At 35.6% G+C, this 21,099-nt stretch carries 20 protein-coding genes; 1 reads left to right on the plus strand and 19 read right to left on the minus strand.

Going from position 1 to position 21,099, the window contains the following annotated elements:
- Window positions 1–75: 75 nt before the first annotated feature.
- The 19 genes from QOR44_RS09065 to QOR44_RS09155 form a co-directional block, all read right to left on the minus strand.
- Complete coding sequence (locus QOR44_RS09065) at window positions 76–1,929, minus strand: proline--tRNA ligase (protein ID WP_000814042.1); 1,854 nt, start codon at window positions 1,927–1,929, stop codon at window positions 76–78.
- Window positions 1,930–2,020: 91 nt separating this feature from the next.
- Window positions 2,021–3,280 carry an RIP metalloprotease RseP gene (gene rseP / locus QOR44_RS09070; protein ID WP_000900645.1) on the minus strand — a complete coding sequence of 420 codons (1,260 nt, stop codon included), beginning with the start codon at window positions 3,278–3,280 and terminating at the stop codon, window positions 2,021–2,023.
- A 30-nt stretch (window positions 3,281–3,310) separates the two neighbouring features.
- On the minus strand, window positions 3,311–4,105 hold the full coding sequence (locus QOR44_RS09075) for a phosphatidate cytidylyltransferase (RefSeq protein ID WP_000664686.1): 795 nt from the start codon (window positions 4,103–4,105) through the stop codon (window positions 3,311–3,313).
- Window positions 4,106–4,119: 14 nt separating this feature from the next.
- Window positions 4,120–4,872, minus strand: coding sequence for an undecaprenyl pyrophosphate synthase (gene uppS / locus QOR44_RS09080; protein WP_000469560.1), 753 nt, complete (start codon window positions 4,870–4,872; stop codon window positions 4,120–4,122).
- A gap of 166 nt (window positions 4,873–5,038) precedes the next feature.
- Entirely contained in the window at window positions 5,039–5,380 is a 342-nt protein-coding gene (gene yajC / locus QOR44_RS09085; protein WP_000056607.1) for a preprotein translocase subunit YajC, read from the minus strand.
- Between the two features lie 76 nt (window positions 5,381–5,456).
- Window positions 5,457–5,801 (minus strand): DUF6568 family protein, encoded by a 345-nt coding sequence (locus QOR44_RS09090; protein ID WP_000286792.1) that lies wholly within the window; start codon window positions 5,799–5,801, stop codon window positions 5,457–5,459.
- 185 nt (window positions 5,802–5,986) lie between these two features.
- Window positions 5,987–6,982, minus strand: coding sequence for a UDP-glucose 4-epimerase GalE (gene galE, locus QOR44_RS09095; RefSeq protein WP_000279629.1), 996 nt, complete (start codon window positions 6,980–6,982; stop codon window positions 5,987–5,989).
- Between the two features lie 87 nt (window positions 6,983–7,069).
- Complete coding sequence (locus QOR44_RS09100) at window positions 7,070–8,677, minus strand: glycoside hydrolase family 13 protein (protein WP_000716717.1); 1,608 nt, start codon at window positions 8,675–8,677, stop codon at window positions 7,070–7,072.
- Between the two features lie 128 nt (window positions 8,678–8,805).
- Window positions 8,806–9,939, minus strand: a complete 1,134-nt coding sequence (locus QOR44_RS09105; protein WP_000229966.1) for an ABC transporter ATP-binding protein — start codon at window positions 9,937–9,939, stop codon at window positions 8,806–8,808.
- A gap of 100 nt (window positions 9,940–10,039) precedes the next feature.
- Window positions 10,040–10,891 carry a helix-turn-helix domain-containing protein gene (locus QOR44_RS09110; protein WP_000345946.1) on the minus strand — a complete coding sequence of 284 codons (852 nt, stop codon included), beginning with the start codon at window positions 10,889–10,891 and terminating at the stop codon, window positions 10,040–10,042.
- A 94-nt stretch (window positions 10,892–10,985) separates the two neighbouring features.
- Complete coding sequence (locus tag QOR44_RS09115) at window positions 10,986–11,882, minus strand: aldose 1-epimerase family protein (RefSeq protein ID WP_000996586.1); 897 nt, start codon at window positions 11,880–11,882, stop codon at window positions 10,986–10,988.
- A 53-nt stretch (window positions 11,883–11,935) separates the two neighbouring features.
- Window positions 11,936–12,913 (minus strand): tagatose-bisphosphate aldolase, encoded by a 978-nt coding sequence (lacD, locus tag QOR44_RS09120; protein WP_000524690.1) that lies wholly within the window; start codon window positions 12,911–12,913, stop codon window positions 11,936–11,938.
- Window position 12,914: 1 nt separating this feature from the next.
- Window positions 12,915–13,847, minus strand: coding sequence for a tagatose-6-phosphate kinase (locus tag QOR44_RS09125; protein WP_000604241.1), 933 nt, complete (start codon window positions 13,845–13,847; stop codon window positions 12,915–12,917).
- A gap of 10 nt (window positions 13,848–13,857) precedes the next feature.
- Window positions 13,858–14,373 carry a galactose-6-phosphate isomerase subunit LacB gene (gene lacB / locus QOR44_RS09130; RefSeq protein WP_000686154.1) on the minus strand — a complete coding sequence of 172 codons (516 nt, stop codon included), beginning with the start codon at window positions 14,371–14,373 and terminating at the stop codon, window positions 13,858–13,860.
- Window positions 14,374–14,393: 20 nt separating this feature from the next.
- Entirely contained in the window at window positions 14,394–14,819 is a 426-nt protein-coding gene (gene lacA / locus QOR44_RS09135) for a galactose-6-phosphate isomerase subunit LacA (protein WP_000152527.1), read from the minus strand.
- A 246-nt stretch (window positions 14,820–15,065) separates the two neighbouring features.
- Window positions 15,066–17,516 (minus strand): sialidase family protein, encoded by a 2,451-nt coding sequence (locus tag QOR44_RS09140; protein ID WP_000176336.1) that lies wholly within the window; start codon window positions 17,514–17,516, stop codon window positions 15,066–15,068.
- 240 nt (window positions 17,517–17,756) lie between these two features.
- The gene (locus QOR44_RS09145; protein ID WP_001195839.1) at window positions 17,757–19,205 is read right to left on the minus strand and encodes a PTS galactitol transporter subunit IIC; all 1,449 of its coding nucleotides are present in this window, start codon (window positions 19,203–19,205) and stop codon (window positions 17,757–17,759) included.
- A 39-nt stretch (window positions 19,206–19,244) separates the two neighbouring features.
- Window positions 19,245–19,550: a PTS sugar transporter subunit IIB gene (locus QOR44_RS09150; protein ID WP_000590543.1), complete on the minus strand. Its 306-nt coding sequence runs from the start codon at window positions 19,548–19,550 to the stop codon at window positions 19,245–19,247.
- Between the two features lies 1 nt (window position 19,551).
- Window positions 19,552–20,025, minus strand: a complete 474-nt coding sequence (locus QOR44_RS09155) for a PTS sugar transporter subunit IIA (RefSeq protein WP_000458427.1) — start codon at window positions 20,023–20,025, stop codon at window positions 19,552–19,554.
- A gap of 208 nt (window positions 20,026–20,233) precedes the next feature.
- Between QOR44_RS09155 and QOR44_RS09160 the strand changes: the two genes are divergently transcribed.
- On the plus strand, window positions 20,234–21,010 hold the full coding sequence (locus QOR44_RS09160; protein WP_000919190.1) for a DeoR/GlpR family DNA-binding transcription regulator: 777 nt from the start codon (window positions 20,234–20,236) through the stop codon (window positions 21,008–21,010).
- Window positions 21,011–21,099: the final 89 nt, after the last annotated feature.

Genomic DNA, 21,099 nt, shown 5'->3' on the forward strand with positions numbered 1-21,099 from the left:
TTTTACCAATAAGAACTATACTAAATTTCACTCCATATAAAAAAGTTAGCACATTAGACTAACTTTTTTATCGGCTTATTTTTTTGTTAGAATCTCTAAAGTTTCAATTAAGTTATCAGCGTGAACCTCAATCGTATCACCACTTGCTTTAATTTTCACTTCAACGATACCTTCAGAAGCTTTCTTCCCAACAGTTACTCGAATTGGAAGTCCAATTAAGTCACTGTCTGAGAATTTAGAACCAACACGTTCATTACGATCGTCTGTCAGGACTTCATAACCTTTAAGCATCAAATCAGCTTCAATTTTCTCAGTAAGGTCTTGTGACTCTTGATCTTTGACATTGACAGTAATCAAATGTACATCAAATGGGGCTAATTCTTCTGGGAAATTAATCCCCCAAGCAAAGCGATAAGCTCCTTTTGGTGTCTTATTCACAAAAAGTCGGGCATGTTGTTCAATGACAGCTGAGAGAATACGACTAACACCAATACCATAACACCCCATAACAATAGGATTTGAGCGGCCATTTTCATCAAGGATGTTTGCTCCCATACTATCTGAATAACGGGTACCTAGTTTAAAGATATGTCCAATTTCAATACCACGAGCAAATTTCAGAGTACCTTTACCGTCTGGAGAAATCTCCCCTTCTTTTACTTCACGAATATCAACGTATTCAGCTGTGAAATCACGTTCTGGATTAACTCCAGTAAAATGATAACCATCTTGGTTAGCACCAGACACAGCATTAGCAAGGTCTTGAACTTTACGATCAGCAATAATTTTAACAGACTCAGGTAGGTTAACTGGCCCAAGAGAACCAAAACCTGCACCAAAAATCTCTTTTGCTTGCTCTTCACTTGCAGGCTCTAAGAAATCAGCCGCTAAATAATTTTTTAACTTCACATCATTGACTTGATCGTTACCAACTAGTAAAGCAACCACGGGCTGTTCATCAGCAATAAACAATAGTGTCTTGATAGTTTGATTTTCATCAATTGATAAAAATCCAGCTACCTCATCAATTGATTTGCAGTTAGGAGTTTCTACTTTTGTTACTTCTTCAAAGGTAGCAGCCTTAGTAGATGGTTTGTACTCATTCGTTGCCATCTCAAGGTTAGCAGCATAGCTTGATTCAGTGGAGTATGCAATAGTGTCCTCACCAGAAACTAGCCAAGCCGAGAGTTCTGCCTTAATTTCTTCTAAAACATCCTCTGGAATATCATCAATAGAAGGAATAGTTTTATCAAGGACTAACCAACGATTTAAATCTGTACGATTGGGAGTTACTGCCATAAATTCTTGACTATCTTTACCTCCCATAGCACCTCCGTCACCTATAATACCTTTAAAGTCAAGTCCAGCACGTGTGAAGATGGCTTCATATGCTTTACGGTAATCTTCATAAGTGACATCAAGGTCCTCATAATCTTTGTGGAAGCTGTATCCATCTTTCATGATAAATTCACGTGTTCGAAGAAGTCCATTACGAGGACGCTTCTCATCACGATATTTAGACTGAATTTGATAAAGGTTTAGTGGTAACTGCTTATAAGATTTTACTGCATCACGAACAAGAGTTGTGAAAGTCTCTTCATGAGTTGGTCCTAAGATAAAATCCGATTGATCACGATTCTTTAATTTATAAAGGTCTTCACCATATGTTTCGTAGCGCCCAGATTCACGCCATAAATCTGCTGTAAGAAGAGCTGGAGCTAACATTTCAACTGCACCAATCTTCTCAAATTCTTGACGCATAATTGTTTTAAATTTTTCAATAGTACGGTTAGCTAGAGGCAAATAAGCATAGATTCCAGCCGAAACTTGGCGGACATATCCTGCACGAACCATAAGAGCATGGCTGATAACCTGAGCATCACTTGGCATTTCGCGAAGTGTTGGAATAAGCATTTTACTTTGTTTCATTACAATAAGATACGACTAATCAAAGTTGATTCTTTTTCAATTGAGAATTGCAATTGAAAAATTCGTATTTCCTTTCACGTTTTATTATCTTTTAGAAGAAAGCTCGCATGATATCGTTCCAGGTTACAGCAATCATTAATACTAACATAACTGCTACCCCAGCGAGCGTAATATAAGTTTCTGTTTCTTGTTTAAGTGGTTTGCGACGAATGGCTTCTAAAATATTCATCACTATCTTACCCCCGTCAAGGGCTGGTATAGGGATGAGATTCATAATACCTAAGTTGATAGAGATTAATCCCATTAAGTTGAGAACTGTGACGAAACCATTTTTAGCAGCTTGGCTACTAGCCTGATAGAGAGCTACTGGACCTCCCAATTTATTAATACTAAAATGAGCAATAAGTTTCTTTAATTCATTTAAAATTCTAAAGAAACTTTCCCATGCTAGTTTAAATCCACCTAAAAGCTTGTCTTTAAAGCTTGTCTTTAGAACTGGCATAATACCGATGATGTAGGATTTATCAACTTTCTGTGGCTTAACGTTGATCGTTTTCACCACCTCTTTGCTCTTAATTTTAAGGGCAAGTTTTTGGTTTTTTTCTAAATGACTAGTTGACTTTTCTACTGCTGCTGTCAACTGTTCCCAGTTAGAAACTTTGTGCGACCCTATTTGTAAAATACGGTCATTATTTTTTAAACCTGCACTAGCAGCAGGACCATTTTCTGATACACGGACCTGATTGGTTGATAAATCTTGAACACCTCCTTGAACAAAAGCAAGTGCAATAAAGACTACAAGACCTAAAATAAAATTATTCATCGGACCTGCAAAATTGGTAATTAAGCGCCCCCATACAGAAGCATTCTGATACTGCACATCTAAGGGAGCAATACGAATTTCAGTACCATCCTCCTCAATGATAGTAGCATCGTGATCAACACTATAGGTTTTTGTCTCACTTAAGACCAATCCTGTGATAGTTAGTTTACCTTCTAAATCATAAGCTGTTACATTGATTGGTAAAGAAGTATTGTCTAATTGTTTTCCTGATAAATTAATACGAGTTACAATGCCTTCTTTATTTAAAGTAAGGCTAGCCGGCGTCCCTGTCTTAATTTCAGTCTTATCATCACCCCAACCAGCCATACGGACATAACCACCTAGCGGTAATATACGAATAGTATAGGTTGTTCCTTCTTTATCAATGTGAGAAAAGATTTTTGGACCCATACCAATAGCAAATTCACGAACAAGAATTCCTGATTTCTTTGCAAAATAGAAATGCCCAAATTCGTGAACAACTACAATGATACCAAAAATAATAATAAAGGTTAAAATTCCTAGCATTCAATTCCTCTCTAAATACAATATATTATTTTAGAATAAGCCAAAGAAGTGCATGATTGGGAAAACAAAAATCATACTATCAAAGCGATCCAAAATCCCCCCATGACCCGGAATCAATTTACCCGAATCTTTAACACCAAAATGACGTTTAATACTACTTTCAACTAAATCTCCAAATTGACCAAAAATGCTAAAGATAGCCACTAAAACTAACATGACTAGGAAGCTATGAGGCGCATAGACGGTCTTATCAAAAAGCATAAAAAAGAAAGCTACCACAATGGCTGAAGCAATCCCCCCCAGACTCCCTTCAATTGTTTTATTTGGAGACACTGAGGGTAGTAGTTTGCGTTGTCCAAATTGACGACCAATCATATAAGCACCGATATCAGTCGCCCAGACAATAAATAAAGCTAACAACACCTTATCTATTCCAGCCATACGAGCACTAACTAGATTTTGAAAGCCAATACCCACATAAAAACTAGACGCAATTGGAAAGGCAGCATCTTCAAAACTGTAAGAATTACTGTTCAAAACAGTACCTGCCAAAATCATAAAAATCACAATACCGTATGCTGATAAACTAGCGTCAACTGGTAAAAAGGACAAGTAACTATCTAAAGGAACTGTTAAAACAAAGGCTCCTATCATAGCTAATGCACCTTCAAAGGAAAATATTTCTAAACGACGCATACGAAGTAATTCAGAAACACCAATCATAGCTAAAAGTCCAACTAAAAATTGGAAAGGCAAACCACCCATTACTAAAAAAGGGATAAATATGGCAAGCGCGACAGCTCCCCAAATAACACGTTCTTTCATTTTCTCTCTTCTTTCTATACACTACCAAATCGACGATGGCGTTGATTATAATCCACAATGGCCTTATGTAGTTCGTCTTTTTTAAAATCTGGCCATAAAACGGGAGTAAAGTAAAATTCACTATAAGCTGATTGCCAAGGTAAAAAGTTACTCAAGCGTAACTCTCCACTAGTGCGGATAATCAAATCAGGGTCTCTATAAAGATAGGGTAAGCTATTTGTCATTAAATGATTTGCTACTAAATCCTCTGTAATATCGTCAGGATTCAACTTAGCTTCCAAAACATCCTGAGCAATTTCCTTAATGGCATTAGTGATTTCTGAACGTCCGCCATAATTTAGCGCAAAATTCAAGACGAGCCCTGAATTATGTTTTGTCCTCAAACAAGCGCGTTGCATTGCATCGTATGTTGCCTTGGGTAATTTATGAGTATCTCCGATGACCTGTACACGTACATTATTTTTATCTAACTCTGGTACATATTTATCAAAAAATTCAACCGGAAGGTTCATAATAAACTTAACTTCATCATCTGGGCGTGACCAATTTTCTGTAGAAAAGGCATAGACAGTTAGTACTTTAACACCTAATTCTGAAGCTGCTATTGTAACTTCTTGAAGAGCATCCATCCCCGCCTTATGTCCCATAACGCGTGGTTTTAAACGTTTTTTTGCCCAACGTCCGTTACCATCCATGATAATACCAATATGTGCTGGTATTTTCTCCAAAGGCATTTCTACTTGTTTTTTTCTTTTAAATATAAACATAATGTTCCTTAATTTAGCAATCGTTTTTCTTATCAGCCCTTTTAAAAGAGCTGGAAATATCCCATACTATAACATTTTACCACATTTTAACTTATTTTTGAGTATTAAAATGCCATTTGTGACAGCAAACTAAAAAGACCAGAACAATCATCTGGTCCTACATATCTTATTCAGTTTCGATGGCTGTTTCTTTATTTTCGTCTTCATTGACTTCAATAATCTTAACATCTTCAACTGGTTCTGTTGGTGTTGCTGCCTTAGAGACAACAGATTTGATAGCTGCCAACTCAAACGTCAAGTAGACACCATCAACATCTAAAACCATTCGTTGTGCTTCAGTATTAACTTCATCAACTACTCCAAAAAGACCACCAATTGTGACAATTTCATCACCTTTTTGAACAGCATTCAATTGTTTTTGACGTTCTTGTGCTTGTTTCTTTTGCTGACGTTGCATGAAGAACATCATACCAACCATAACAACAAGCATAATAATAGGTAAGCTCATTTGATTCTCCTTTCCGTGTTCTACGTAATCATTACTATAGCAGATTTATGCTATATCTGCAAGGAGATACTGTCTCTTAGCCAATAAATTCACGGATTTCTTCTTTTGTCATTTTTGAATCGCACTTCACCTTGATAGTTCCGTTTTTAACAACCATCAAACCTGGCACTGTAGGAATGTCATATTTATTTCGAAATTCTTTATTTGCAGTCCAATGATCAAAATCTTCACTATCTAAATGGAATAATTCAAATTCATCTTCATCAGCTACTTCTACAATTTTAGGAACAAAGAGGTGACAAAATGGACAAGAAATACGACCAATGAACAGTACAAAATCTTGATTTGAATCAATTTTATCTTCAATTTCGGCAGCCGTTATCAAAGTCATGGTTGCCAAAAGTTCTTCAAAAGAATACATAGTTAACCAACTTTCTAAATCTTATATTTAAAGAATAACCTATGATGGCAAAACTTGCAAGGCAAGAGTAACAACGATCCTATCAAAATCATTAACTCACTTCTCGCTTCAAACTATCCTCAAAAATGCTCACTCATATTTAAATGACTCATCAAAAAAACTTAGGCCTGTAGACCTAAGTTTTTTTAATCTTCGTAGCCATTTGGATGACTAGAATGCCATGCCCATGCCGATGAAATAATTTTATCAATATTATCAAATTTAGGCTCCCACCCAAGGATTTGACGAGCTTTCTCTGAGGAAGCAATAAGCGTATCTGGATCTCCTGGACGACGAGCTGCCTTTTGAGCAGGAATTTCTTTCCCAGTAATACGACGAGCTGCCTCTAACATCTGAAGGTTAGAAAAACCTGTCGAAGATCCGAGATTAAACACGTTTGATTCATTCCCTTGGCGAAGGTAATCAACTGCTAATATATGAGCATCTGCCAAATCAAATGGATGCACATAATCTCGAACATTAGTTCCATCTGGAGTATTGTAATCATCTCCAAAAATCTTTATTTTGTCACGTACTCCTTGAGCAACTTGAAGAATGATTGGTAACAAATGTGTTTCTGGTTTATGATCTTCCCCAATTGAGCCATCCGGTTTATCTCCAGAAACGTTGAAGTAACGTAGAGCGACAAACTTAATACCGTAGGCTTGATCAGCCCATTTCATAATTGTTTCCATCATAAGCTTACTTTCGCCATAAGGATTAATAGGATTTTGAGGAGCTGTTTCTAAAATAGGAACTTGTTCTGGAATACCATATGTTGCAGCTGTTGATGAAAAGACAATATTTTTGATATCACATTCATTCATTACTTCTAAAAGCTTTATCATTCCAGCAGTGTTATTATCAAAATATTTTAAAGGATTTTCCATTGACTCAGCAACTAGTGAAAATGCCGCAAAATGGATAACAGCATCTACATCAGGATTTTCCCTAAAAACTTGACGCATAAATGTTTTATCGGATAAATCTCCTTCATAAAAAATCGCATCTGAATGCACCGCTTGACGATGACCTGTTACCAAGTTATCAACAACAATAACTTTCTCTTTTCCTTGTGTGATTAACTGATCAACCATATGCGAGCCAATGTAGCCGGCGCCACCTAAAATCAGAACTGCCATATTTTTCTCCTATTTCAATACTCTTTTAACATCATTTGTTACCTCATTATACTGAGAATAAGCTTTTTTTGCAAATATCTACCGAAATTAGAATAGCTCTATGCAGAAGGCATCCCACGGCTTAAGAGTGTTATTTGATAGTACTTCTTGAACCTCTGTATTTGAAATAATAGTTTCTTTAACAGCTTCTGGAAATTCAAAAGATTGGTTTTGATCGGATAAGTTCGCAACTATTAAATAACGTTCTTTATCTGTTTGACGAACATAAGCAAATACCTTATCTGCTGTTTCCAAAAGTTTAAAATCAGCATCAACTAACCAGTCGTGTTCTTTACGTAAAGCAACTAATTTTTGATAAGTATAAAAAATACTTTCCGTATCATTTAACGCGGCCTCCACATTAATTTCCTGATAATTGGGATTGACTGCTAACCATGGGGTACCTTTAGTAAAACCAGCTTGATGTTCTTGACTCCACTGCATTGGAGTACGAGCATTATCACGACCGACTTTACGAATACTATCTAAAATTGCTGCTTCAGATACCCCATTATCCATGGCTTCTTTAGCATAGTTAAGGGATTCAATATCATCTACATCCGCTAAACACTCAAATGGATAATTAGTCATACCAATTTCTTCACCTTGATAGATGTAAGGCGTTCCACGCATCAAATGTAGTAGGATTGCTAGAGCCTTGGCAGATTGTTTTCTGTTATCACTATCATTTCCCCAAATCGAGAGCACTCGAGGAAGGTCGTGATTATTCCAGAATAAAGAATTCCAACCTTGGCCAAGCTCCAATTGTGTTTGCCATTTTGTAAAAATATCTTTCAATGCTGGAACATCTAATCCGTCACTGTAATCCCACTTAGGAGCGTCAGGTTTATGTTGAAGACCTACATGTTCAAATTGAAAGACCATAGATAATTCTTCATTATCGGGATTTGAGTATTGTTTTGCAATGTCTGGCGTTGCTCCCCAAGTTTCACCCACCGTCAATAAGTCATGCTTTCCAAAACTAGCTCTGTTCATTTCTTTAAGATAATCATGGAGTTTTGGTCCATTACCAGTAATACCCTTATCTGGAATTTTCCCAATTAAATCAATGACATCCATACGGAAACCACCAATACCCTTATCAATCCAGAAATTCATCATATCATAAATTTTATGACGTAAAGCTTCATTCTCCCAGTTGAGATCTGGTTGACGTTTGCTAAAAAGGTGCAAATAATATTGACCTGATGCTTTATCATATTCCCAAGCTGAGCCACTAAAAATAGAAGTCAAATCGTTAGGTTCATCTCGCCAAATATAAAAATCACGTTCAGGACTATTAGGGTTTTCTCGCGCTTCTACGAACCAAGCATGTTCATCAGAGGTATGATTCACTACCAAATCCATGATGATTTTAATCCCGCGTTGATTTGCCTCTTGTAACAGTTGGTCCATATCATTCATGTCACCAAAAATATCTGCAATGGCTTGATAATCTGAAATATCATAACCATTGTCATCCATTGGACTTTGGTAAACAGGTGATAACCAGATAGCAGTAATCCCTAATTTTTCAAGGTAGTCTAGTTTGCTAGTAATCCCTTTAATGTCCCCCACACCATCACCATCTGAATCCATAAATGAACGTGGGTAAATTTGATAAATCGTAGCTTTATGCCACCAGTGTTTCTTCATTATTCTTCTCCTATCAATAATTCATTCATCTTTTATTTTAACGTTTTTCCTCTTTTAGTGCAAGCGTTTGCGCAAATAACATTATAAAAAGGCTGGAACCCAACCTTTTTATGAATATCGCTTATACCTTAACGAATAGCTTGTTCAGTATCTGCATCAAAGAAATGCCCCTTAGCAACATTAAACGTTAGGTTAACTTTTTCTCCTGGATTATGGAAGTCACGCGCTTCAACACGAGAAGCAAATTCTGTTTGACCTAACTTAACATAAAGCATAGTTTCGCTACCGAGTAATTCAGAAACTAAAACTTCTGCTTCAACATTGGCATTTGGATAAGTATCTTGGACAAGAAGATTGCTTGAAATGTCTTCTGGACGAATACCAAAAATCAATTCTTTTCCTTTATAGCCTCGTGATTCTAAAAGTTTTTCTTGACCTTCAGGGATAGCGATTCGAAGACCATCTTCACTAATAATCATACCATTTTCAACTTTAACTTTGAAGAAGTTCATAGATGGACTACCGATGAATCCCGCAACAAATTTATTAGCAGGAAGATTATAGAGTTCTTGTGGTGAACCAACTTGCTCAATTTTACCAATTGTACCATCACCATCAGGGTTCTTAGTAGCTGACATAATGACAATACGGTCTGCCAAAGTCATCGCCTCTGTTTGGTCGTGGGTAACATAAATAGTTGTTGAACCAATACGTTGATGAATTTTTGCAATTTCAGCACGCATTGAAACACGTAATTTAGCATCTAAATTAGATAAAGGCTCATCCATTAAGAACACTTTGGCATCACGCACAATAGCACGTCCCATAGCAACACGTTGGCGTTGTCCACCTGACAAATCCGCAGGTTTGCGCTCTAAGAATTCAGTAAGGCCAATATTAGCTGCTGCTTCACGAACGCGCTTATCAATTTCTTGTTTTGAGAATTTACGCAATTTGAGCCCAAAAGCCATATTATCGTAAACAGTCATATGTGGATAAAGAGCATAGTTTTGGAAAACCATAGCAATATCACGATCTTTAGGTGATTTGTCATTGACAACTTCGCCATCAATCTTGAGCTCACCTTCACTAATATCTTCAAGACCTGCGATCATACGAAGTGTTGTTGATTTCCCACAACCTGATGGTCCAACAAAAACAATAAATTCTTTGTCTTTAATATCCAAGTCAAAGTCTTCAACAGAATAATGCGATGCACTTGGATATTTTTTGTAAATATGATTTAAATTTAATTCTACCATTAGATTGACCTCTTTTATTATTGTGATTTTATTATAGCAAAGAAAGGGTTTTCATATAATGGTAACCTTGCCTAAATTTCTTGTGCAAACTAACTAAATTTTAGGTATCCATCGAAATTAAATAGGCATAGGCTAAATCATCTAATATTTTTAAATTAAGCCCCGAAGATTGGGTAAATTTATCTAATTTATATTGCAATGAATTCCGATGAATGAAAAGTGCCTTAGCCGTTTTAGCAAGATTCCCTTGCTCTTGCCACAAGGCTTTTATTATAGCCGAAGTATCACTCGTATCAAGGATATGTTGTAAACATTTTGCTTTAATAGAAGGCATGGGCGATTGATTTGCCAAAGCCCATAAAGCCATCTTTGGAAATCGACAGTAATGTTGTTCGGCCTTGTGACTAAGAAAAAGCGTAAAAAGTTTATATTCTTCTTCATATAATTCTTTCCAGTCCACTGCTTGTAGATGCGTCCAACTATTTCCAAAATAGCACCTTAAACGCGTGTTAAAGTCATTTTCAATCGTTGGTAAAATATCTGTTAGTAATTCCGTAGCATTAAAGAAATTATCCTGATTTAAAATCATGACACTTTGGGTTTGATTAATTGTCATAATTGTTTCTACGTTTATTACTAAAGGCGACAAGAAATCCTTAAGTTCTTCTGATAAGGTAAATTGATGCTCAATAAAAATAAATTGGACTGCCGAATGAGATTGGGGCAACCTTCCACGACCTTCAACTAGATAGCGGTACCAAGGATTCTGAGAATCCACTGAACTCGCATCTTCCAGGCTTGGTGTCATTTGTAATAAGTATAGTTCACGCTTAGTTAGCGAAGATTTTGGAAAGTGGAGGACATGACCATCTTGCTCAACGATGATATAATCCTCACTCTGTTTAACTTCCTGTTTAGTAATAACTTCTGGAAACAGTTCCTTAAAATCCATGGCATCCTCCACTACAGTTTTGTTCATTATATCATATTTATAACCTCTTTTTGAGCACAGAAAAAGAGGAGAATGTCTCCTCAGAAAGTTTCTGTTATAAAATAGTGATCCGAATAGAATGCTGTTTCGACTGCTTTGGATTAAGCCGTACGATATTTTGTTTATCTTCTAAAATATCAGACTCTTCAATAGAAGTTGACAAAGAACTCCAGGGTTCCAAAGCCAAAAAAGGACCACCATTGTTACTTGTCCAAAGAATAAGATTCTCAAAATCATCAAAGTCAAGTTGGATTCCTTTTGCATGATTTCTAGATTTTAAGTAAACCGTCTTAGATCGTAGTTGGTCTAAAGTAATAGCATCTTTTTCAAATAAAGCATGATTAAGAGATAATTGTTTTTGATTTTCTAAAAAAGGATGTCTAGCTTGTAAATCTAACAAGCCTGTATCCGGAAACGACTCAGGAATTGTGCAAGTTTCAAACTGTTCAAACTCTAGATAGTAATCACTAAATACTTCCTTTTCAAACAAAGGGCAATTAAAGCCTGGGTGAGCTCCGATAGCATATGGCATATTTTTTTCTGATTCTAAGTTTTTGACAATATATGTAATGTCAATGCTTTTATTTCTTAAGGTGTAAGTTATTTCTAAACTAAAACGATAAGGATAATTTATCAACGTTTCTTCACTACTTTTAATTGTAAAACGAACAGAAGAATCCGATATGTAATCATAGTCGAATGTTTTGTGACGTACAAAGCCATGCCTTGGTATGATACCCGTAAAATGTGGAGCTTGAGCTGGTCTGTAAATGACGCAATCATTTCGAACACTTCCGCATATAGGAAATAAAATAGGAGCTTGCCCACCCCAATAAGTGGGGTCCCCTTGCCAAAGGTACTCAACGCCTTGACTATCTGTAATAGAAGTCATTGTTGCACCTAACGCTTTTAATGTCACTTGCAACTCATGATTTTGTATCATAATAGCCATTATTTTTCCTTTCATAAAGAGCAATAATTGCTTTACCAGCTTTTCTCTAGCAATTATCTTTCCTTCCAAGAAGTTGCTGTTTTTTGCAAAATTTTATTTAGTTCATCAATATTTTGAAAACCTATTGTACGTAACCATTGACGTGCACCAGCTTCTCCTTTTTCAACATACTCTTTAACACTTCCAGCCCAAGTTGCTCTACCACAAAGGACACCGTTAAATTTAGCACCAGCTTCTTTAGCAAACACAAGAGTCTCTTGAAAAAGCTGAGCAGAAACTCCTGCACTCAAAAAAATGTAGGGGAGTAGTGTCGCCTGATCTTGTTCTCTAAAATATGCCGCAGCTGTCGCTTTATTATAAGCAGTCTCTCCTTGCGCAAAACCTTCTACATAGTCCATATTGACAGGCACTTCCACCTTCAAGACATCAATATTAAATCGAGGATTTGAAAAAACTTTCATAGCTTCAATAACCTTACGTGGCTTAATTTTGGCATACTCAATACCTGAGCTATCCGTAATCTTTTCATCATATGACAAAATTTCAAGGAAAAAAGGAATGTCTTCTGCAACACATTCAGAACCAATCCGTTCAATATAAGCTTCTTTTTCTTCGTTTACTTCATCCGAACTATCAACATCATAATAAAGTAAGAACTTAACTGCGTCTGCCCCCTCTTCTTTAATGCGTTTCGCAGACCAAATGTCTAAACAGTCTGGGAGTCGCTTGGTACTACTGGTATCATAACCTGTTTTTTCGTACGCTAGTAAAAGACCGGCATTGTCATCTAAAACTTTCGTAGCTGGCAACCCATATTCTGGATCTAACAACATTGATGAAGCGTAAGGGGTTAATTCTTCAGCTACCAAAACTTTAAGTGCTTCTATTTGAGAAACAGTGGGCTCCTCAGATTGATATTTTGCCATTAATCGCTTCAATGCTCCACGTTGGTCAAAAGCCAAGGCCGAAATAATACCATTTTTATCACTCAATTGTTCCATATGTTTTTGTTTTTGTTCCGTTAATCCCATCCTATACCTCTTTCACTTGGATTTGACTGATTAATTCTTGATAGTAGGTCAGATTGATATGCCCTGTTAATGTTTCTTGTGCATTAAGCATACCCAAGACATTAGCTCTCTTAAGTAAATTTATATCATCTAGTTGATGTTCTAAAGCAGACGCGATTCCTGCAACCGTTGCATCCCCTGAACCAACTGGATTGATAACTTCTATTTTTGGAATCGTCACTTGATAGTAGTGATTCCCATGTTTAGCAAAAGCTCCCTTAGCACCTAAAGAAACAATAACCCAATCAATTCCTCTAAAAATATCTTGCTGTAAGGTAGATTTTAATTCATCTAAACTATAGCTAATTGGCTTTCCAATTAATTGTGTTAATTCTTCAAGGTTAGGTTTAATGACGGTCGGCTTAGCACTAGATTTTAAAACCGAACGTAATGCTTCTCCTGAACAGTCTAAAACAACTTTCTTATTAAAGTGATTCGCTAGGGAGATTAACCTAGCATAATAATCTGAGGGGAGTCCCTTTGGTAAACTTCCTGATACTGTTATGATAGTTGCAGCATCAAAGATAAGTTTTAGATGATTCAAAAAGGCGTCTGCTTCATCTTTAGTAATATGTGGACCTTTTTCTAGAATTTCAGTCTGCTGACCCTCATGTAAAACTGCAATACAATGACGTGTTTCTCCACCAATACTTAAAAATTGGTGTCTGATTTCCAATGCATCTAAGCCACTTCGGATGAAATCTCCAAAATGCCCCCCTAATAGACCAGTTGCCACTACATTATCGCCAAGTTGAGAAAGAACACGAGTCACATTTAATCCCTTACCACCAGGTGTTTTGGAGACGTCGGTAACTCGATTTACAGTATCCATGTTAAAGTTTTCTAAGCAGTACGAAATATCAATAGAAGGGTTCAAAGTTACTGTTAAAATCATAGATATCTCCTTAGTCGTGATATTCACCACGATTCCATTTATCTAAGAACTCTGTGAAAAAGTCATTCTCTTCTTGATGGGCATTATGAGTCTCAACCTTGGCTATCTTTTCAATTAATACTTTGTTTTCTTTTGTTGGTTTATATTTAGCTCTTATAAATGCCTCGATGATATCTGTCATTAACAGCCCACCAGTAATTTTCCCACCAAATCCGATAACGTTAGCATTTAATTCTTCTTTAGCATAGATAGCTGATGTCAAATCACGTACCAGAGCTGAGCGAATTCCTGGAACTTTATTAACAGCATTATTAATACCAACTCCAGTTCCACAAATACATACACCTAAGTCGGCTTTTCCACTAGCGACAGCTTCTCCTACTTTCTTACCATAAATAGGATAGTGAGTACGGATGTTATCATAAGTTCCACAATCAATAACCTCATACCCTTTTGTTTTTAAATAATCCACAACTGCAATTTTGTCATAAGTTACAATATGATCACAACCGACCGCAATTTTCATCTGCTTTACCTCTCTTACGCTTAGCACATTTTATTCAACATATCGACCCGAATTTGATGACGACCTGCATCGTAAGTCCCATCAACAAAACCCTCTACTATATGTTTAGCAACTCCTGGACCAACAATCTCTGAACCTAAAGTAATCATCCTAGCGTTATTATGAGCTCTAGTCATATAAGCTGAGCGTTCATCTGAAACTTCTGCTGCAATCATCCCCTTAACCTTAGTGGCTACCATAAAAGGACCAACACCGTAAGCATCAACCATTATTCCTAAGTTATCTTCTTTTTGATTCACTTTAGCAACGATTGCTAAGGTATTATCAACGAAATCTTTGCTAGTATCCGTTAAATCAATAATTTCCTTACCTAAACTTGTAAGGTGTTGTCTAATCACTTCCTTAAGTTCAACACCATGCGCATCCGCCCCAATAATAATTGTCATTTCTTTCTCCTTATTTCACTTTTAATACAATTGTATGTAGTTGGAAGATATTGTTTGTTTTTGTTTGTAATATCATCATATATCTTATTTTTGTTTTTGTCAATGTTTTGTTTTGTTTTTGTTTGAAATGAACAAAAAAACTCCGTGATAACTATGTCAACTAGAATTCACTACTAGCTAGCTATCACGAAGTTTGATACTTCTCATTATTTTTATTTGTAGGAACGGTTATTCCGCAAGCCATAATCATAAATAAAATTTAAACAAAACATGCCAATTTGCTGCCATTTTCTCCCATAAAGTGCCTTGCTTCTCTGTATTTTGACTAAGAAAACTCCAATTAAAAACTTTGTAATTTAAAGTAAAACTATTTTGATGTTTTTCTCTATGTTCATAAAGGACACCAAATTGATCATTATTAAGTTGTTGAACAGAGTTGTAAGCAAACGAACCATCTTGAATGTGATGGTGATATAACCACTTAAAACTACCATTTCGATTAACTTGCGCTAGACGTGCATATCCATCTTGGCGCTTCTTACCTGGCCCATTAGCATTCACTAATAAAATATACTCTTTTTTGTCATGCTCAAAGCGAATAGCTGATAGTTGGACGTAAGCATCATGAACTTCCTTATATCGTTTAACATGGTTTTGCCAACTCTCCCCGCCGTCTTTACTTGTGGCTACTTCTAGGTTACCAGTTAGATTCCTCATAAATAACTTAATGTCCCCATTTTTCAATTGAACGGGTACGGATTCTGTATTTTGTTCTTTTTTATTATCCATTGTTAATGAGTGAATTTTTTCACCATTAGAAAGTACACGGTTATCATTGACTGCTTTTCCAGTATGCCACGTTTTTCCATGGTCGTCTGAATAAATTAGGCGTGAAGATTGTGAACCTCTTAGATGAGATTTCCAATTCGTAGAATAGGCAGGAATAATAATACGACCAGCGTGTGGCCCCCATTTTAAAACTATACCTTTTCCAGGTCCTATTCCCAAAAATTTCATGCCTTTCTGACGAAGACTTGCTGTTATATCTCTAGGTGATGACCATGTCCTACCATCATCATCGCTATATGACATCCACACATAGCTTGATTTTGCTAAACGAAATGGCGACGTTTTATGTTTTGTAAAATATATATTTCCAAGTAGCTGTTTTCCCTTATAAATATCCCCTAGATTTGAATGGTCACTTTTAGTAGTTTCTGTTATAACATGATAATCAGTCTTTTTCCCTTTAAAATTATATACAATACCTTTGTCACGGATAGTAAAAACCTTCGATTTCTTTCCATTATTATATAAATTAAGATAAGACTGTCCTCCGATTTGGGTATATTCTTTTTCAGGTGTGTTAGCAATACTAATAACGCCTCTTCCTTCTGGAAACATATCATATATTGAAAAAATACGTTTCGTCTTGGAGCTAGTATATTGAACTAATGCCATATCCATATTAATAGGTGAGCCACTATAGTCACCACTAGTAACTAGCGGAACTCTAGGGTTATTACGGAGATTGACAATAGTTTCTCTTTTTCCCCAAGTGACACCATCATCCTCACTACGGCGAATAACCATTCCTATGTTTCCCCAATCACAAGCTTGCTCAATTCTTTCATCAGCTCCCGCAAGTAAAGTTCCTTTTTCGGTTTTCAATAATGAGGGGATACGGTAACCAAACACATTATCTTTATTTTTTCTCCCAAAATCTCCTCCCCTATATACTTCTGTTTTAGCAGAAAGTATAGCACCTTTAGGTAATTTGAGCTGATGGTTTAGATGACAATAATATTGAAAATAAGATTTTATATCTTCAAAATTCAAATTATCAACACAGCAAACAAGGCAGTGTGCCTTAGCTTTTAATTTTTGCCATAAATTACCACTATATTTTATTTCCTTCTCTACTTTCTCTTTGCCAATAGCAAGCATCCCCTCTATAACAGACGATAACTTTCCATCCTTTTGAGAGAATGTTTTAGTAAGATGGTGTTCCTGCATCGCATTCTTTTTAAAGCCCAACGATATCTGACTAGCAATGTCCGTATTACCTATGACATTACTTGTCGATAAATCTCCCTTAGGAATGATATCCAAAGACCTCAACTTATCCCTTTCAAAACCTCTATCCTCTCCCGCTGTCTTTCTAAATTCATCGCTATTAAGTAATGCAACCGAAGAACCCTTTGATTCTATCAGGAATCTCTGTTGTTCTGCGATGGAATGACTGCTTTCGGGTATAATATAGGTAGTTCTATTATCAAGTTGAGTTACATTTAGTTCTGCTAAATTTGCCTGTTTACGATTTTCTTCTGTTACTATTTCCGCTTTTAGAGGAGATGACAATTTTTCTTGACTGTCAGAATCACCTAAGACTACTACCATATTTTTATCTTTTTGATCATCTACTATTAAACCGTCCGATGTATCAGAATCTAATTCTAACTGCCTCTCCTCTGTTGAATTAGTAAGCTTATCTAAAGTAGAGTCAAATATGGGAGCAGTAGTTTTTTCATCATCTATTGATATAAAAGAATTTATATTAGATTTTATTTCCTCACTATAAATTGTACTAGGATGCAAAAATCCACATAATAAAATAAAACCTAGCATCATATATGTACTAGTTATCACTCCTAGACGGCGTATCGTTATAGAAGGTTTCCCAAAGGTTAATGTCATAGAAACTCCAAGTCTTAAAATATTGGTTGCATACATCAACTCTAGAAAAATGGGAGTTCAGTAATGTTTCCAAAAAGGATTGTATACCAACTTATCACTATTTTCAATATATTTTTATAATTTTACTAGTTTTTTATTATTAAAATGAGCGAAAATTAATTATATATATTATTTTTAAAATATTTAATATATCAAAAACCTAGGAGAATGTGATATTTCCTAGGTTTTTGTTTATTCTATTTATTTTTGATTAGCTGCATATTCTGCATTACGGCGTTTCATTTGTTTAGCATACCACATAAACAAACCAAGATAAGCTGTCGCAAAAATAATTAATGTTATAATCGCTGATAATTGACCTGTTGTCGCTTTACCAATAACGTAACCAAAGATTTTCTCCATAGGGCCTTCTAGTGTAGAGTGAGTGATAAGTGAACCTGCTCGCGCCCCAGCTGGGAATGCGCCTACCTTTTTAGCTAATTCAGTTGCAAATGGAGCAATCATTGTTCCTGATAAAAGGAATAGCGGTAATAGCAATGTTCCAAAGGTAATCATACGAATTAAACGGCCACGTGTAACAACCAGCAAAGCAGGGGTTACGCCCATTGCGATAATACCGGCAAGCGGTAGAATACCATTACCAACTTTAGAGAGTAAAATAGCTTCTACTAGCATAATCGGTGCAAGAATGTTAGCACATGCCCAAATCTCTGCACGTCCGGCAATAAATGGCCAGTCCAAACCAATATTGAAACGACGACCATGCATTTTACCATTAGCAAAATTAGTAATTCCTTGAGAAAGTGGTTCTACTGCAGCAATGAACCAAGAACCAATCAAAGAGAACAACTCTAAACAAGCACCTGCTGTAAAACCGAGAGAGAACCAGCCACCTAATGCTGCAAATGAGAACACGGGGTTGCCCATAATCCCTATGACAAGTCCTAAAATCATACCAATAAAGAACTTAGATCCCCAGAATCCAATGGCTTTATTTAATTTAGCCGCGTCAAAGTCATATTTATCTAGCCCTGGAAAAACTTTATCAAAAAGCTTATCCAAAACCATAATAATGGGGTTCATCATATAATTCATATGCGTTGAAGTCATGGGAGAAGTTGGACCTGTCCCCAATAAATCATCAAAGGTAGGTTTCATCAAATCAGAATTGATAATTTTTAGAACACCAACAAAGATAATAGCTACAGTTGCAATAATGACAGATAAAAGTGTTGGTAGATTATTTTTTTTAGCATACCACATAATTAAAAGACCTGTGATAGATAAATGCCAAATATCAAAAATATCAACATCTAAGGTATCCGTTTTTTTCATAACAATCATAACAATATTGACAATAAGCATGATTAATAAGAAGTAAAGCGTATATGGTGATCCCCATGTAATAGTTGCTAATGGAGCCCAACCAACGTCAATAATGCTTAGATTGATTCCTGTATTTTTAACAAAAGCTTGAAGTGATTCGGAAAAAGCACCAGTTAAAATACCAATAATAGCACCAATACCCGTAAGAGCAATAGCTAACTTAATACCACCTTCAAGTGCTTTAGAAAACTTCACTCCAAATATCATGGCTAAACCTGTCATGACAATTAGCATCACAACTCCCGAACCCATATGAATAACTGGATCAAAGAATTTATTGACAATATTTAAAAATACCTGCATGTTCCTTCTCCTTTAAGACTAATTCCAATTTTAAATATGTTATGATAGGTTGTGTTCTTTGATAACTTGTTCTAAAGCAGTAAATACTGGTTCGCTCATAACTGGTATGCGATAAAGAATAGGTCCTGCTTCTACAACTGGAATTGGTACATTAAAACCTAAATCAGTTTTAGCAATAGGAGTAAAGATATCATATTTGTTGACCATTTCCTCAGTGATATCCTTAACCATAACAGCATCACAATGTACATTGTAACCTCTATCTCCTAATTGTGTCTCGATAGCATCTTTAATTTGATGGCTTGAGTTTACGCCTGCACCACAAGCTGCTAATATTTTGATCATGTTAAAACACTCCTTTTTCTATTAAATAATGATTAATTTTTTCCTTATTGTCGCCAATCTCATGTAGCCGATCTAGGTTTCCTTTTGTAATAAAGAAGGTAATCAAATTAGATAAAATATCACTTTGGTTACTATTCCTACTATTAATGATGAAGAAAAAATCCTGAACCCTACACTCCTCTTCTGGATTAATCATATGTTTGAAAGTAATTGGCTGACTATTTTTGACATAAAAGATTCTATCTACTAGACAATACTGCGTTTCAGTGTGTGGAATAGCAGCATATTGAATAGGAGTCCCATCTTTTAAATCAATTTTTAACCCCGTTGGAAACTCTCTCTCCCTTTCTTTTACTGCCTGTCGGTAGTCAGGACTAACATAGTGTTGTTTTATCAATGCTTTTGATACTAAGTCAAATAATTCTTCCTGAGAATGGGCATCAATAAATAAAATATCTTGAGTCACAGCAAACACCTTTCTTTTTAGTTAAGCGGTTACATTTTGTTGTAAGGCAAATAAGCCTTATCAACTTATCTACATCAATATTATACAAAACAAAATAAAACATTACAAGACATTTTTTATTTATTTTTGTTTATTATTGTTTATTTTTTCAAAATTATTATTATTTTAGCTCTATTTATGGTATGATATATATAACGAAGAGGTAGGAGAGGTCATTATGTTAAAGCGAGAAAGATTACAAAAAATAATAGAAAAAGTCAATATAAATGGCATTGTCACTGTTAATGAAATCATGGAAGAACTTGATGTATCAGACATGACTGTTAGGCGTGACTTGGATGAATTAGATAAAGCAGGACTGTTAATACGCATCCACGGTGGTGCACAAAAAGTAAACGCATCACCAATTCCACAAAATTATGAAAAATCAAACACTGAAAAATACGATATTCAAACAAATGAAAAATTAGAAATTGCCCAATTTGCAAAACAATTCATCAATGATGGTGAAACAATCTTTATTGGGCCTGGAACAACCTTAGAGAAATTAGCTACGCAATTACTTGATTTTAAAATTAGGGTAGTAACCAATAGCCTTCCTGTTTTCAATATTCTGAATCAAAGTTCAACACTTGACCTTATCCTTGTAGGGGGAGAGTACAGAGAAATTACTGGTGCTTTTGTCGGTTCTGTTACTATTAACTCTATTAAATCACTTAATTTTTCAAAAGCTTTTGTTAGTAGTAATGGTGTTTTTGAAAAGTCTATCGCTACTTATGACGAGGGAGAAGGTGAAATCCAGCGCATCGCTCTTAATAATTCCTTTGAAAAATTCCTTTTAGTTGATAGCCAAAAATTTGGTAAATATGATTTTTATACTTTTTATCAATTAGACGATATTGATTTTGTATTAACAGATCATAATATTGATAATGTTGTTAAGGAGCAATACAGTAGCTTCACCAAAATTTTAACTAATAACAATTACATGTAATAAAACAAGTGAGCCACTACTAGAAACCTGTTATACAGCTTTTAGTAGTGGCTCTTTATTTAGTGATTATAACTTTAGTCGTTTTATAA

Source organism: Streptococcus agalactiae, assembly GCF_949788565.1.
Classification (GTDB): Bacteria; Bacillota; Bacilli; order Lactobacillales; family Streptococcaceae; genus Streptococcus; species Streptococcus agalactiae.

Coding starts and splice junctions, on each gene's coding strand:
- uppS (WP_000469560.1), bottom strand. CDS start 4,872: ATGTTTATATTTAAAAGAAAAAAACAAGTAGAAATGCCTTTGGAGAAA.
- QOR44_RS09160 (WP_000919190.1), top strand. CDS start 20,234: ATGTTAAAGCGAGAAAGATTACAAAAAATAATAGAAAAAGTCAATATA.
- QOR44_RS09065 (WP_000814042.1), bottom strand. CDS start 1,929: ATGAAACAAAGTAAAATGCTTATTCCAACACTTCGCGAAATGCCAAGT.
- yajC (WP_000056607.1), bottom strand. CDS start 5,380: ATGAGCTTACCTATTATTATGCTTGTTGTTATGGTTGGTATGATGTTC.
- QOR44_RS09100 (WP_000716717.1), bottom strand. CDS start 8,677: ATGAAGAAACACTGGTGGCATAAAGCTACGATTTATCAAATTTACCCA.
- QOR44_RS09110 (WP_000345946.1), bottom strand. CDS start 10,891: ATGGATTTTAAGGAACTGTTTCCAGAAGTTATTACTAAACAGGAAGTT.
- QOR44_RS09125 (WP_000604241.1), bottom strand. CDS start 13,847: ATGATTTTAACAGTAACTTTGAACCCTTCTATTGATATTTCGTACTGC.
- QOR44_RS09075 (WP_000664686.1), bottom strand. CDS start 4,105: ATGAAAGAACGTGTTATTTGGGGAGCTGTCGCGCTTGCCATATTTATC.
- QOR44_RS09090 (WP_000286792.1), bottom strand. CDS start 5,801: ATGTATTCTTTTGAAGAACTTTTGGCAACCATGACTTTGATAACGGCT.
- lacB (WP_000686154.1), bottom strand. CDS start 14,373: ATGAAAATTGCGGTCGGTTGTGATCATATTGTAACTTATGACAAAATT.
- QOR44_RS09115 (WP_000996586.1), bottom strand. CDS start 11,882: ATGGCTATTATGATACAAAATCATGAGTTGCAAGTGACATTAAAAGCG.
- lacD (WP_000524690.1), bottom strand. CDS start 12,913: ATGGGATTAACGGAACAAAAACAAAAACATATGGAACAATTGAGTGAT.
- QOR44_RS09140 (WP_000176336.1), bottom strand. CDS start 17,516: ATGACATTAACCTTTGGGAAACCTTCTATAACGATACGCCGTCTAGGA.
- QOR44_RS09105 (WP_000229966.1), bottom strand. CDS start 9,939: ATGGTAGAATTAAATTTAAATCATATTTACAAAAAATATCCAAGTGCA.
- rseP (WP_000900645.1), bottom strand. CDS start 3,280: ATGCTAGGAATTTTAACCTTTATTATTATTTTTGGTATCATTGTAGTT.
- QOR44_RS09145 (WP_001195839.1), bottom strand. CDS start 19,205: ATGCAGGTATTTTTAAATATTGTCAATAAATTCTTTGATCCAGTTATT.
- QOR44_RS09150 (WP_000590543.1), bottom strand. CDS start 19,550: ATGATCAAAATATTAGCAGCTTGTGGTGCAGGCGTAAACTCAAGCCAT.
- galE (WP_000279629.1), bottom strand. CDS start 6,982: ATGGCAGTTCTGATTTTAGGTGGCGCCGGCTACATTGGCTCGCATATG.
- lacA (WP_000152527.1), bottom strand. CDS start 14,819: ATGACAATTATTATTGGGGCGGATGCGCATGGTGTTGAACTTAAGGAA.